The 14,364-nt window shown below is 43.3% G+C and carries 14 protein-coding genes and 5 pseudogenes; all 19 read left to right on the forward strand.

What is annotated here, in order from left to right:
* Positions 1-22: 22 nt before the first annotated feature.
* The 19 genes and pseudogenes from NE473_RS20525 to NE473_RS33185 all read left to right on the forward strand — a co-directional run bounded on the left by NE473_RS20525 (position 23) and on the right by NE473_RS33185 (position 14,308).
* A complete protein-coding gene (locus NE473_RS20525) occupies positions 23-1,969 on the forward strand; it encodes a hypothetical protein (protein ID WP_002591370.1) in 1,947 nt (648 codons plus the stop codon).
* Positions 1,959-3,200 (forward strand): hypothetical protein, encoded by a 1,242-nt coding sequence (locus NE473_RS20530; RefSeq protein ID WP_002591371.1) that lies wholly within the window; start codon positions 1,959-1,961, stop codon positions 3,198-3,200. Before NE473_RS20525 ends, NE473_RS20530 begins: the two co-directional genes overlap by 11 nt.
* The gene (locus NE473_RS20535; RefSeq protein ID WP_002591372.1) at positions 3,184-4,056 is read left to right on the forward strand and encodes a carbohydrate ABC transporter permease; all 873 of its coding nucleotides are present in this window, start codon (positions 3,184-3,186) and stop codon (positions 4,054-4,056) included. The genes NE473_RS20530 and NE473_RS20535 overlap by 17 nt, the downstream gene beginning before the upstream one ends.
* Positions 4,053-4,892: a carbohydrate ABC transporter permease gene (locus NE473_RS20540; RefSeq protein ID WP_002591373.1), complete on the forward strand. Its 840-nt coding sequence runs from the start codon at positions 4,053-4,055 to the stop codon at positions 4,890-4,892. Before NE473_RS20535 ends, NE473_RS20540 begins: the two co-directional genes overlap by 4 nt.
* A 16-nt stretch (positions 4,893-4,908) precedes the next feature.
* Positions 4,909-6,027, forward strand: coding sequence for an ABC transporter ATP-binding protein (locus tag NE473_RS20545; protein WP_002591374.1), 1,119 nt, complete (start codon positions 4,909-4,911; stop codon positions 6,025-6,027).
* Entirely contained in the window at positions 6,020-6,613 is a 594-nt protein-coding gene (locus NE473_RS20550) for a VanZ family protein (protein ID WP_002591375.1), read from the forward strand. Before NE473_RS20545 ends, NE473_RS20550 begins: the two co-directional genes overlap by 8 nt.
* An 89-nt stretch (positions 6,614-6,702) precedes the next feature.
* Positions 6,703-7,244, forward strand: a pseudogene (locus NE473_RS20555) (DUF3795 domain-containing protein).
* 133 nt (positions 7,245-7,377) lie between these two features.
* Complete coding sequence (locus NE473_RS20560; RefSeq protein ID WP_006774512.1) at positions 7,378-8,688, forward strand: phosphoadenosine phosphosulfate reductase; 1,311 nt, start codon at positions 7,378-7,380, stop codon at positions 8,686-8,688.
* A complete protein-coding gene (locus tag NE473_RS20565; RefSeq protein WP_002591378.1) occupies positions 8,678-9,211 on the forward strand; it encodes an IbrB-like domain-containing protein in 534 nt (177 codons plus the stop codon). Before NE473_RS20560 ends, NE473_RS20565 begins: the two co-directional genes overlap by 11 nt.
* Positions 9,212-9,310: 99 nt before the next feature.
* Positions 9,311-10,072, forward strand: coding sequence for an MBL fold metallo-hydrolase (locus NE473_RS20570; protein WP_002591379.1), 762 nt, complete (start codon positions 9,311-9,313; stop codon positions 10,070-10,072).
* 91 nt (positions 10,073-10,163) lie between these two features.
* Positions 10,164-10,628 carry a VOC family protein gene (locus NE473_RS20575; protein ID WP_002591380.1) on the forward strand — a complete coding sequence of 155 codons (465 nt, stop codon included), beginning with the start codon at positions 10,164-10,166 and terminating at the stop codon, positions 10,626-10,628.
* Between the two features lie 46 nt (positions 10,629-10,674).
* Positions 10,675-11,211 (forward strand): GNAT family N-acetyltransferase, encoded by a 537-nt coding sequence (locus NE473_RS20580; RefSeq protein WP_002591381.1) that lies wholly within the window; start codon positions 10,675-10,677, stop codon positions 11,209-11,211.
* A 25-nt stretch (positions 11,212-11,236) separates the two neighbouring features.
* Positions 11,237-11,380 (forward strand): annotated as a pseudogene (locus NE473_RS20585) (VOC family protein); the annotation flags it as partial.
* Between the two features lie 45 nt (positions 11,381-11,425).
* Positions 11,426-11,836, forward strand: a complete 411-nt coding sequence (locus tag NE473_RS20590; protein WP_002591383.1) for an ester cyclase — start codon at positions 11,426-11,428, stop codon at positions 11,834-11,836.
* A gap of 86 nt (positions 11,837-11,922) precedes the next feature.
* Complete coding sequence (locus NE473_RS20595; protein ID WP_002591384.1) at positions 11,923-12,528, forward strand: GNAT family N-acetyltransferase; 606 nt, start codon at positions 11,923-11,925, stop codon at positions 12,526-12,528.
* Positions 12,529-12,566: 38 nt separating this feature from the next.
* Positions 12,567-12,713: pseudogene (locus NE473_RS20600) on the forward strand (VOC family protein); the annotation flags it as partial.
* Between the two features lie 36 nt (positions 12,714-12,749).
* Positions 12,750-13,232 (forward strand): hypothetical protein, encoded by a 483-nt coding sequence (locus NE473_RS20605; RefSeq protein ID WP_002591386.1) that lies wholly within the window; start codon positions 12,750-12,752, stop codon positions 13,230-13,232.
* A gap of 148 nt (positions 13,233-13,380) precedes the next feature.
* Positions 13,381-13,584 (forward strand): annotated as a pseudogene (locus NE473_RS33180) (DUF3795 domain-containing protein); the annotation flags it as partial.
* Between the two features lie 201 nt (positions 13,585-13,785).
* Positions 13,786-14,308, forward strand: a pseudogene (locus NE473_RS33185) (hypothetical protein).
* Positions 14,309-14,364: the final 56 nt, after the last annotated feature.

Genomic DNA, 14,364 nt, shown 5'->3' on the forward strand with positions numbered 1-14,364 from the left:
CCTGATAGGAGATGATACAGCTATGCGTTTACATATTGGGGAAAAAATAAGAGAACAAAAGGCCATGCTTATTTCCGGAAAGAAATACAGGCCCCTCATAGAAGACCGTGTACAGCGCATGGCTGTATATCTTATGATTGGATTTTTTGCATTCATGTTAGTATGCACAATTATTTCCCGTGTATCGTATTCCTTTACTACCGCCCATGTTTCGGTAGCTTCTATGGCAGGCAAAACGCTGATGAACAGGGTTGAATTGGAGGGGATTATCCATGCGTCAGCGGAGAAAGGGATTAGTCTTCCGGATGGCCTTAAGGCCGTTTCCGTATATGCCGGGAAGGGAAAATCAGTAGAAAAAGGCGAGGCGTTGATAGAATTTGATGTCCCCGCCGTAGAAGAACGGATTAAGAAACTGGAAGAAGAAATCCGTATCCTTAATCTTAAATTGGATATTTCATCAAACAATGGCGGCAATGATGTGATTGAGGCACAGCGTACGCTGGAGGATGCCAAAAAGGCGTATGAGCGGATTGCTGCGAAGTATGCCAGGGCAGAGATGCGGCTGAAAGAAGATTATACAAAGCTTGAAGAAACACTGGCGGATGCGGAAAAGATTCTTATTAATAAGGCAGAAGCGCTTGTGAAGGAAGCGAGGGAAAACCTGCAAAATGTAAGGGAGGACGCGGAGGACGCCATCCGCGCCGCAGAACAGGCGCTGGATGAGGAATCAGAAAATCTTGATGATTCAGAGGATAGTTATCAGCAGGCATTAGAAGCGTATGAGCAGGCGAAAGATGAACTTAATATGGCAAATCAGAGAGTCAGCGAAATAAAGGAAGCGATTGCAGGGAAGCAGCCGGATGATGCCACGGATTATACGGAGGAGCTGAAGGAGGCGGAGGAGGAACTTTCCATTGCGCAAAAGGCATTTAACCAGGCCAAAAAGGAACTTTCAAAAGCAGACTATAACTCATCGTCCTATGACAGGGCAGACGATAACCTGGATTCCATCAAGCGACGCTGGAAACGTAAAATTGATAAAGCCAAAGATGCTCTTTATAAAGCAGAAACAGTGCTGGAAGCAGTCAGGGAAGGAAAAGATTTTTCAACTGAGTCTGCAGTCAGTGAGGCCCAGGCTGCCATTGATACTGCAAGAGAAGCGTTAAACCGTGCCCGGCGTGAGTCAGAGGATAACCAATATTCTGAGGAGGAAGAACTTTATGCTGCGGGAAGGGCAGTTGAGACCGCGCAGGCAGCATTGGAAGATGCCCGGAGACAGGCTGAGGTATTGCAGAAGGAAGGTGAGATTGACAGAATTACCTGTGAATCTGAGCGGTCAGATAAAGAGAAATCGCGTGCTGCATTACAGGAAATTCTGGATAATGGGGGACGTCTTTTGGCTCCGGCCCCTGGAACGGTGGTGAGGACGCTGGAACGCGGGGATAAAACAAAGGAGGGGGAAGATGCAGTCATTCTTTCCTCTGCTGACAGAGGATTTGTTTTTGAAGGAAAACTGGATAAAGATTCAGCGCGCCGCTTTTCAGCCGGGGACAAGGGAGAGCTTCATTACAAATTGGATGGAAGCACACAAAAAGCAGATGTGGAGATTCATTCCATCAGCACGCCGGACGAGTCGGACCAGGTTTTAGTAACTGCGGTTCTGCCGGAGGGAGGTTATACTTCCGGTATGCCGGCACAGCTTTTTCTAAGCAGAAAGAGCGAGACGTATCAAAATTGTCTGCCTCTTACCGCACTCAGAAGTGATTTTGGCGGAGACCACGTATTCGTACTCCGCAGACAAAGCTCTGTACTGGGAACAGAATGGGTCATTGCAAGGGTAGATATAACAGTAAAGGAAAGAGACAGTCAGATGATGTATGTTGACGGCGCGCTTACGTATTCGGATCAGGTAGTTATAAGCTCAAATAAGATCATATCGGAAGGAGACAGGGTCCGCATTGAAAATTAACAGGTTTGCTCATTACCGGGCGTTGACAATATCAGCAATACTGGCAGCGGTTCTTTGGAGTTTCGCTTGTTCTTTCTATAGTACGGCCATCAGTCACTGCACCAGTGTTGGCATTAAATGGGAAAAGGGCGGTGTCAGCCCCTCAGAGCTTATCAGGCAGCAGACGTATGCAAGGCAGGATGGAGCAGGAAACCAGCCGGAGGTCACCTTATGGCAGATATATCCGGAACAGGAGATAATGGCTTCAGATAAAAAGGAGATGAAGGCGGATATAGTTGCCGCCTTTGGAGACTGCGGGGATGTTGTCTCCTCCATGCCGGCTGACGGCGCTTATCCGGCCAGATCGGATGCCTCTGGCTGTGCCGTCAGTACCGGTCTGGCATTCTCCCTGTGGGGGAGTATTAATGTGATTGGGTTGCCGGTAAAGGCGGAAGGAAAGCGGTTCTATGTCCGCGGCATATTTGAGGAGGAAGAACCAAGGTTATTCTTACAGGCGCAGGCGGAATCGAAAGAACCCTTATCCAATATGCAGCTGACGTTTACAGGTCCGGGAGCAGGGGAGAGGGCCGGTCAGTATCTCTCATCGGCAGGTTTTCCGGAGGGACGGATCCTTGACCTGACATTATTTGCATGGGTACTTGGCATGATACTCCGGCTCCCTGCGATCATTCTGGCAATTGGTATCCTTGGGCGCGTGACCAGGCATGGAAAAAGGCTTTTCCGTTATCCCCTACTGCTGGCTGTTTATTTTTTAATCGCTTTCGGTATATTGGCCGTATTATGGTTTTGTATGGATCTGCCTGAGTTTCCTTCCGAGTTTGTCCCCACAATGTGGTCTGATTTTGAGTTCTGGGGAAATCTGTTTCAGGAGCAGGGGAAAAATATGGTCTCCTGGATGGCGGCCGGGCCTGCCTTCCGGGATATGGAGCTTTGGACCTCGTCATTTATGGCAGTGCTGCTTTCTGTGTGTGCCTCTGCCTTTACGGCAGCCGCAGCAATGCTGGTATCCATACGCTCTTACAAAAGAATGATGTTCTATTGTGCGGCATATACACTGACACTTTGCCTTATTTCATTCAAGATAGCCTCTGCTCACAATATGACCTTTTGCAAAGCGATGTATCTTCTGCCATGTCTTTGGATATGTGTGGATTTTCTCTTTTACTGTCTGAAAGAAACACTTGCCGCCGATGTCCGTGAAGGGAGGATTATGGATGAAGAAAAAACGTGAATACAGTGTTCCGATCCGGGAACAAATGGTACCATGGCTGTTTTTGCTGCCGAGCCTGCTGTTCGTGAGCATTATGGTGCTGATTCCTATGCTGGACGCTCTGCGCCGTTCCTTTTTCCTGGCTGCCGGTGACCGGTTTGTGGGATTTCAAAATTATCTGTCAGTCTTGAGGAACCATGCGTTTCAGCTGGCGGCAGCTAATACAGCAAGATTTATCTTAGTCTGCATACCGCTTCTGTTACTCTTTTCCCTGGCTGTTTCCCTGATGCTGGCCTCCTTCAGGGAAAAGCGCGGCATTTTCAAGACCTCGTTTCTTGTACCCATGGCGGTTCCCGTTGCTTCGATTGTTCTTTTGTGGCGTGTGATTTTTCATAAAAATGGACTTCTCAATGCATTTACTGCACTTTGGGGTTTGGTTCCGGTTGACTGGATTGGAAGTAAGGCCGCCTTTGGCGTGTTGGTGTTTGCTTATCTGTGGAAGAATTTCGGATATGATATGGTGCTGTGGCTGTCAGGACTCAGCGCCATAAATCCGGCATTATATGAGGCGGCTCAGATAGACGGCGCCGGAAGCCTCCAGCGGTTTGTGAGGATTACGCTTCCCAATCTTATGCCCACATTATTTACCATTACCGTGCTGTCGCTGCTCAATTCCTTTAAGGTGTTCAGGGAGGCTTATCTGATTGCGGGAGGTTATCCGGATGACAGTATTTACATGCTTCAGCACTTATTCAATAACTGGTACGGCAATCTGGATGTGGATAAAATGTGTGCCGGAGCTGTGATGATGGCAATTCTGGTATTTATTTTAATACTACTGCTGCAAAAAATTATGAACAGAGGAGATAGGATATGAAAAAATGGCTTCTTGGCTTGCCCCTTGTATTGATTTCGGTCTTTATATGGCTGCCTCTTTGGATGCTGATATCCGGTACCTTTATGGGAGGGGCAGAGCTGTCTGAAAATCTTGCGCCTGTCCTGGAGGGCAGGGGAGGAACGGCTGTATGGCCTGTAATGGCGCGTTATCCGACTCTGGCGGCATATGTGGAACTATTATTGGATACGCCCCAGTTTTTTACGGTATTCTGGAATTCCTGCAGGCAGGTTTTTCCAATCATACTTGGCCATGTCCTTTTGGGCGCACCTGCGGCATGGGCATTTGCAAAGTTTCATTTTCGCGGGAAAAAGATACTCTATACCTTGTATATTGTCCTGATGCTGATGCCATTTCAGGTGACCATGGTTTCCAGCTATCTTGTCCTGAACAAACTGGGCCTGATTGATACCGTGTGGGCAGTCATACTGCCCGGTGCGGCATCAACACTTCCGGTATTCATCATGACACGTTTTTTCATGGACATACCGGAGGCGGTCATGGAGGCGGCAGCCGTGGATGGGGCTTCCTCATTTCAGACTTTTTTACGATTTGGGCTTCCGCTGGGAGCGCCGGGCATTCTCTCGGCTGTGGTATTGGGCTTCTTGGAATACTGGAACGCAATAGAAGCGCCTCAGGCATTCTTAAAAAACCAGGCGCTCTGGCCGCTGTCATTATATATGTCAAACATCACGGCGGATAACGCCGGGGTATCATTAATTGCATCACTGATTACACTGATGCCTCCTCTTTTGATATTCCTGTCCGGGCAGAAATATCTGGAGCAGGGCATTATATCTTCCGGAATGAAAGATTAACACAGGGGATTAATATATGGAAAACAGGAATTTTGCAGGCGATCTGCAGATAAGCAAAGTGAATAAATGGTATCCAGGCGATGTTCATGCTGTTAAGGATATGGATATGGAAATAAAGAGAGGGGAATTTATAGTTTTTGTAGGCCCTTCCGGCTGCGGAAAGACAACGCTGCTGCGCATGATTGCAGGACTTGAGAGTATAAGCAGCGGCGAGGTCATTATGGACGGCAGGACTGTGAACCAGGTTCCGCCAAAGAACCGCGATATTGCCATGGTATTCCAAAATTACGCCCTTTATCCCAATATGAAAGTAAAAGATAATATTGCTTTTCCCCTTAAAATGCAGCATATCGGCAAAACGGAAAGGGAGAAAAGGGTAGCAGAAGTGGCGCAAAAGCTGGAGCTGGATGCTCTGCTTGAAAGGAAACCGGGGGCCTTGTCCGGCGGCCAGCGCCAGCGTGTTGCCCTTGCGCGGGCCATGATAAGAAAACCCGGACTGTTTCTCATGGATGAGCCGTTAGCCAATCTCGATGCGAAGCTCCGCACAGAAATGCGCCGGGAGATTATAACGCTCCAACGGGAGCTGGGGGTAACAACCATATATGTCACCCATGATCAGACGGAGGCAATGACGATGGGGACGCGCATCGCCGTAATAAGCGGCGGTGTTTTACAGCAATTTGGAACACCGCAGGAAATATATAGAAATCCGGCGAATCTGTTTGTTGCTGGGTTCATAGGCTCACCCAATATGAATGTGTGGGACACAGAGCTTATTTCAAATAACGGACAACATTATCTGACCCTGGGAAATGCCCGTATTCCGATGGGTAAAAGCGGTCTGGACGCAAGAGGACTGCAGGGGCCCATTAAGGCAGGTATCCGTCCCGAACACATTGTGCCGGCGGCACCGGACGATCCTCATGCAGTGCGGATGAAAATCAGCATTTTAGAAAATACCGGGCGTGAAGCGGCAGTTTTCCTCACCGGGGCTGATATACCGGATATGACGATGGTAACAGGCGCGGATTTCTCAGGCCGGGCCGGGCAGGAGGTATATATTCGGCTAAAGCCGGAAAAGATACTTCTATTTAATACAGAGACAGGATGTGCATATGGAGATGTTTATGTATAGAATATATTCAACAGGGATAGAAACTGCGGCTGCATCAGCGATACTGATACCGATTCTTTTTTTATATCATATATTTATATTTCATAACATAAAAAAGACGGCAGCCTATATACTTTTTTCATTATATCTGGCTGCAATATGCTTTTTAGTGGGATTTCCCAATATAGCAGGGATGAGAATCGTTTTATCTCATAACTTTATTCCTCTGCGTGGGATGTTGACCGATATAACGAACAGCTATCTGAATGTTTTGCTTTTTATCCCATTAGGTATATTTGTTCCATGCTTATGGCCCGAATACAGAAGTATGATGAAAACAGTGGGCTTGGGCCTGATGACATCACTGGGTATTGAAATACTGCAGATATTTACCTTTCGCGCAACCGATATAAATGATGTGATAACGAATGTGGCAGGTACAATGATAGGATATTTAATAGGAAAATTGATTATTAATCGGTTTCCACAATTAAACTGGCTTGGCTGCAAGGAACGTGAGTTATATCTTTTATATGTAACGGTTGGCGTAGTAATGTTTTTTTCCCAGCCGTTTATTCAGTCTGTATTAGGTAATTTCTCTTTATAGGGAATTGCCTGGCAGCACAGGAGATGTTACAATGATAAAAAACAAGGAAAGAGGGAAACACAGGTGTGTAAACCGTTTAGGGAGGCAGCATGAAAGGATTCCATCGACAAAATAAATTATTTTCTCTCTGTGGATTGAATTGTGGGCTTTGCCCTATGTATTTGAATAAAAATTGTCTCGGTTGTGGTGAGGAAAATCACTCATGTAAAATAGCAAGGTGCAGTATGGAACATAATGGGATAGAGTATTGCTTTCAATGCAATGAATACCCCTGCGAAAAATACGAGAAGATAGACAAATTTGATTCTTTTATTTCACATCGAAACCAGAAGAGCGATTTAGAGAAGGCCCGGCAGATTGGGATTGAAGCTTACAATGCAGAGCAGGAAGAAAAGGTAGAAATACTGGGCACTCTTCTTGCAGGATATAATGATGGCCGTAAAAAGACCTTATTTTGTGTTGCAGTAAACCTTCTGAAGATTCATGAACTGAGAGCAGTACTTGGAAAAATTGAGAACAGATCCGATTTGGAAAACCTGACGCTCAAAGAAAAAGCGCTTTTACTGCTTGGTTGCTGAAGGCGGAAGCAGAAAAGAATAATATTGACTTGAAACTGCGAAAGAAAAAGTGAGAATTTGGATACAGACATCGTTCATTAATGGATAGTGAGGAATTGAGAATCGAAGTGAGTTCATCGAAATGTATCCGGTTCTTGGAAAGGACAGAAGAAGAGAGGTGTATTTTTGGTAAGAGAGTATCTGCATATGAATGTTTATGATGCGTTTTTAGCGCGGATGCATTTTCTCTTTGAGGAGTTTGATCATATCTATGTCTCTTTTTCCGGAGGCAAGGACAGCGGTTTGCTGCTCAATCTGGTTCTGGATTATCGGAATCAGCATTATCCGGAAAGGGCCATTGGCGTGTTTCATCAGGACTTTGAGGCACAGTATACGGTGACGACTGAGTATGTGGAACGCACCTTTGAACGGATTCAGGATCAGGTTGAGCTTTATTGGGTCTGCTTGCCCATGGCCACCAGAACCGCATTAAGCAGCTATGAGATGTACTGGTATCCATGGGATGATACGAAGAAGGAACTCTGGGTCCGGGAGATGCCACAAAAAGAATATGTCATCAATCTGGAAAATAATAGAATGACTACATATCGTTACCGGATGCACCAGGAAGATTTGGCAAAACAATTCGGGCGCTGGTACCGGGACGCCCATGACGGCGGAAAAACAGTATGCCTGCTTGGAAATCGGGCAGATGAATCTTTACAGCGGTACAGCGGGTTTTTGAATAAAAAATATGGCTATAAGGATACCTGCTGGATCAGCAAACAGTTTAAAGATGTCTGGTGTGCCTCCCCTTTATACGACTGGTCTACGGATGATGTATGGCACGCCACCTATTTATTTGGTTATGACTATAACCGCCTGTATGATCTCTATTATATGGCTGGACTGAAGCCCTCGCAGATGCGTGTGGCCTCCCCGTTTAATGACTATGCGAAGGATGCCCTGAATCTATACCGCGTCATAGACCCGGAGATTTGGTGCAAGCTTGTAGGGCGTGTACAAGGCGCAAATTTCGCTTCCATTTATGGAAAGAGCAAAGCGATGGGCTACCGGAATATTACTTTGCCAGAGGGGCATACATGGAAATCTTATACGAAGTTTTTATTGGATACACTGCCCAAAAGGCTGCGGAATAACTACGCTAAGAAATTCAATACCTCTATCCAGTTCTGGCATGGGACAGGCGGTGGGTTGGACGAGTCTGTAATTCAGGAGCTTCAGGAGAAGGGGTATCAAATTAGACGAAACGGTGTTTCCAATTATACATTGAACCAAAAATCACGGATTGTATTTGTGGGACCCATACCGGATCACACGGACGATATCAAATCCACAAAGGATATCCCCAGTTGGAAGCGGATGTGTTACTGCATTTTGAAAAATGACCATATCTGCCGCTTCATGGGATTTGGGATGACACGGCAGCAACAGAAACGGTTGGATATGATACGCCGTAAATACAAAAGTATAGAGGAATTCGATTATGAAGTATAAAAGCCCAGTTTATAATGTGATAGCTGTTCCAATAGAGAAGGTACGGCCCAATAACTACAATCCAAATAAGGTTGCTCCGCCGGAAATGAGGCTGCTTTATGAGAGCATCAAAGAAGACGGATATACGATGCCGGTCGTATGCTATTATGTAAAATCGCAGGATATTTATCTGATTGTGGACGGCTTCCACCGGTATCAGGTGATGATGGATCATCCGGATATCTACGAGAGAGAACAGGGATTGCTGCCGGTTTCTGTCATTGAGAAACCGATTGATAAACGTATGGCCAGCACCGTTCGCCATAACAGGGCACGAGGCACTCACGATGTGGATCTGATGAGCAACATCGTAAAGGAACTTCATGAGTTTGGGCGATCAGACGCCTGGATCTCAAAGCATTTGGGAATGGATAGAGATGAAATTTTGCGTCTCAAGCAGATTACAGGTCTTGCCGCGCTATTCAGGGATATAAAATTTGGAGAGGCGTGGCGCCCTGTAGAGGAAGAGACGGAAAAAGAGTAAATAATATTAATGAGTGAAAGTAATAAACGCCCTTTGGCAGAAAAATAAGTGATGTTCTGCAAAGGGAATCAGATATTAATTATGGAGGTATGCTTGCAAATGGATAAATGGTTCACGATTGATCAGATTGATGAAGATACATATATTATCAGCGAATACCGGCATTGGGAGGAGACGCATTGCTATCTGTTAAATGGATCCAGCCGCAGCTTATTGATTGATACGGGTCTGGGAATCTGCAATATTTATGATGAAGTAATGAAGCTGACAAATAAGCCTGTTACGGCCGTTGCCACCCATATTCATTGGGATCATATTGGGGGTCATAAGTTTTTTCCGGACTTTTATGCCCATGCGGAAGAATTGAGCTGGCTGAACGGTGAGTTTCCTCTGACAATAGAAACAATCAGAGAGATGGTGGCAGACCGCTGCGATTTACCAGACGGTTACGATACAGGCTCTTATGAGTTTTTCCAGGGAACGCCAACTAAGGTATTGGAGGATGGAGAGAACATTGAATTAGGTGGACGGAATATACAGGTATTGCATACTCCGGGTCATGCTCCGGGGCATATGTGTTTCTGGGAATCAGACAGAGGTTATCTGTTTACCGGAGACCTGGTTTATAAGGACACTTTATTTGCCTATTATCCGTCAACAGACCCGGACGCATACCTTGCTTCTCTTGAAAAGATTTCGGAGCTTCCGGTCAAAAAGGTTTTTCCTGCGCATCATAGTTTGGATATTCAGCCGGAGATTTTAATCAGAATGAGAAATGCGTTCAGGCAGTTACGGGAAGATGGTAAATTACATCACGGCAGTGGTACATTTGACTATGGAGATTGGGCAGTATGGTTATAAAAAAAGGAAGCAGTATAATTTCATTTAGTTGTGTGCTATACAAAAGGCTTTATCAGAAATAAAGAACAGCTATAGATTGAGGAGCGTTTATATGAAGTATGTATGTACAGTTATATCGGTAGCGGACATCAGTGCTGCAAGAAAGTTTTATGAGGAACTGTTCGGGGTAGAAGTCTATCAGGATTACGGAAGGAATATCGCTTTTACCTGCGGTCTGGCATTACAGCAGGATTTTGACTGGCTGGTAAGTATACCAAAGGAAAAGGTACTGAAGAAATCCAACAATGCGGAGATCGTCTTTGAGGAACAGGATTTTGATGGTTTCCTGAATAAGCTGAAAGCATACTCGGACATCGAATATTTGGGAGAAGTCATTGAGCATAGCTGGGGACAACGTGTAATCCGGTTCTACGATTTGGACGAGCATCTCATAGAGGTTGGAGAGGATATGCAGATGGTAGTAAAGCGCTTCCTTGCTTCTGGAATGACTATGGAAGAAGTATCTTCAAAAATGGATGTATCCATTGAGGACCTAACAAAACTTCTGAATAGCTAATGTGCAGCGGGCATATAAACAAATTAGAATTTGGAGAGGTGAGAAAATGGAAATTCGATATATTATACCTACCGATGATAGAATGGAAATAAGCAAGATATATGAGGAAAGTTGGAAATGCGCATATAAAGGCATAATACCTCAAGACTATCTGGATTCGATTCCTAATGGACGCTGGTCGTCAATCTTAGATAACCCAAACTGGAAAACATTGATTTGTATTGACAATGGCAGAATTGTGGGAACAAGCAGTTTTTGTAAATCCCGTTTTGAGCAGTTTCACGACTGGGGTGAAGTTATTTCGATATATCTGCTACCGAATTATATGGGTAAAGGCTATGGAAAAACTCTTATGAAATCTACCCTTTCAGAATTAAAAATACAAGGATACGAAAATATCTTTTTATGGGTTCTTGAAGAAAACAGCAGAGCAAGGCATTTTTATGAACAATTTGGTTTTTCACCGACAGATGATTTTTTAGATTATAATATTCGGAGGGAAAGAATTGCGAGAAGTCCGATATATCTACAAATAGCGATAAATTCCAGTTTGTCGAGGAATATGTCGTATAAATCATTTTAGGTTTGCCGGTAAGTAACACAACAGAGATCTGGATAGGCATCTCATAGAGGTTGGCGAGGATATGAAAATGGTGCTCAGGTGTTTTCTGGCGTCAGGTATGACTATGGAAGAAGTCTCTGTGAAGATGGATGCTTCTATTGAGGATTTGACCAAACTTCTGAATACCTAATACGTGGTGAAGGAATAAACTAGTGGAAAGTTGAGAGGTAGGACAATGGATTCAGTGGAGAAAATAAAATATTTCTATGAAACTATCATATCTGAAAATCAAATTGGAAAAGTAGCAGAGTTTGTCCATGAAAAATGTTGTGTGAAAATGGGAGAAAGACTGATTCCAGTTGGCATTGAAGGTATGAAAGAACACATACAAGCAACAAAGCTGACATATCCCGATTATAAGATGAAGATTATTAAGCAATTTTGTGATGGTGATTATGTCATCTCTGAATTTGTAATGGAGGGTACACATAAAGGTGAATGGCTAGGAATGAAGCCAACCAACAAACGATTGGTATTTACTGGCATTATTGTTGATAAGGTAGTTGATGGGAGGATTGTGGAGCATGGAGGTGCAGTAAATACATTTGAAACTTTATTTGAAGCAGGTATGATAGGAGCAATATAATTTTGAAACGTGAAATCGAAAAATAAGAATAGGGGGTAATTTCCCTACTCTTATATTGTACGAAATTTTGAGGAGAGTAAAATTAAATGTTAGACAGGACGATACCATTTTATAACACTATTCTTCGGTGTGATCGTTATTTAACCACTACACCAATTTTGCATAATGGATATGAATTCCGTATGTATCAAGATGGAGATGAGCGAAAGTGGGCACAACTTGAATATGAAATTGGAGACTTTGATTCAGTTGATGAAGCAGAGCAGTATTTCATTTCAACTTATTGTTCAAAAAAGGCTCTTGATATTACAGAAAGATGTGTATTTGTAGTCAATGAAAAAAATGAAATTGTTGGTTCTTGCATTGCGTGGAAAGAATTAAGAAACGATACATTGGTTGCTTCCCTGCATTGGCTTGTTGTTTCCCCTCAATATCAGGGTAAAGGTATTGGAAAAGCTCTTTGCCAGAAGGTTATGCAGATTTTCGTTGTAAACGATGAGTTTCCAGTATATATCCACACTCAACCATGGAGTTATAAGGCAATCATTTTATATGTTCGACAAGGATTTAAGATTCAAAAAACAGACAGTTTTTCTCAATATGAAAACCAATTTAACTTTGCTATGAATACTTTGAAAAAAATATTACCGGAAAATCAATATGAGGAACTGACATACAATATCGAATTATAAATTCTTTAGGTTGTCGTGAGTAGCACAACAACAATCGGGATGGGCATCTCATAGAGGTTGGAGAGGATATGCAGATGGTAGTAAAGCGGTTCCTTGCTTCTGGAATGACTATGGAAGAAGTATCTACGAAAATGGACGTATCTATTGAGGATTTGACAAAACTTCTGAATAACGAGAAAAAATAAAATTTTCAAATATGCTCAAAAACAGAGGAGGATAAAATGCCATATACATTTCAATCAGTGAAAAGCATGGAAATATTAACAGATAGCAGTAAACTATATAATTTCATTGAAGACTTTTCAGATTATGGAAATCAGTTTTCAATCATATGCGGTAAAATCAAAGCGCTATTTGGTCAACCGATTTATGAAACGAAAAATCTGGAGAATCTTTTTTCATACTGTATTCTGGCGACATCGGAAGAAGTTTACTTAGATATTTACTGTGCAGGCTCAGGTCTTGCAGTTGGCGGTATATCGGACGAAAAATCCAGAAAGGCAGCAAAGGCTTTAGTAGATTATGTTCGACAAGCAAAAGCGATTGACTACGCACATAAAGCTTACAACTTAGACGGACCTACTACTCTTGAATTCGGAATTAAAGATGGTACCCCTTATTATAACGAAACAGAGTTAAGTCTTTCGGAGAAAGAATTTAGAGAACTGTTTTTCAATATGTACAAAAACGGGGATGCAAAATAAAAAATGATATGCTGAAGAATTTGAATGGGAAATTGGAGTTATTGGTTTTCTGCGCGGGAATCATACAGAATGAGACTATGATTGAGTATGCAGCACAAAACCGACATGAAACAGAACTTTACTCAAAGTTCAATCAGTATTATGGGTAATGATTGCATACTGTGGGCTGGATTGTGGAAAATGCGAGGCATATCTTGTAACAATCAATGACGATTAGGTGTTGCGTGAGAAAACTGCAAAGCGGTGGGCCGAGTTAAATAATGCTCCCATTTTGCCTGAACATATCAATTGTGAAGGATGTCGTGTTGATGGAATTAAAACTGTATTCTGTGATAGTCTTTGTGTAATGCGATAACTTCAGGTTTGTCGGTAAGTGTAACACAACAGAGGTCTGGAGGGGCATCTCATAGAGGCTGGCGGGGATTTAGAAAAGCTGCCGTGTAGCTGAGCGGGAAAGAAAATAAGAAGTTGTGTGGCTTGAAAATTGTAAGTTGTTTTTATGCGTTCTTGGCGTAAAAGGGTGTATTTTAAATTGAAAGGAAGTCGGGTGCTAATGAAAGAAATCATCAACTTCATTGAAGCGAATGTGGATGGAAAAACGCTGTTTACAAAGGAATTAGTTTACGAACTTGAAAATGGTGCGTTACAGGGCGTTTACTCAGATCAAATATCTTTCTCTAATCTAAAATATTCTCAGAGCGGATTTCAGTGGTGTATCCCTGTTCCGATTTGAACTAGCGGAGCGAAAAAGCACCAATAGTTTGACTGGCTGTTTTCGTTTCATTTCAGCTTCAGGGAAAAATATGGCAGCAGAGGCTATCGTAAGTGGAATTTATGATATGCATCTTGAAAATGATGTGCTGAAGTTATCGGAAGATCAGGTCTTATATCGGGATCAGCCGATACAAGAAGGGCATTTTAAGTCCGTTGCATTTCAATCGGAACATCGTTTTTATGTTAAAGCTAATAAGCTACACTATGAATACAACGGCAAGTGTTTTGATGTGGACTCAAAAACTATGCGGCGTAACGATAGCTCCGATACCTTTCCTACGTTTATTTCAATCGAAAAGTAAGAAATGACGAATCAGTTTGAAAGGAGCGCAGAGATGGATGTTAAGAAATTTTGGAA

The organism is Hungatella sp. SL.1.14 (assembly GCF_024460495.1).
GTDB lineage: Bacteria > Bacillota > Clostridia > Lachnospirales > Lachnospiraceae > Hungatella > Hungatella hathewayi.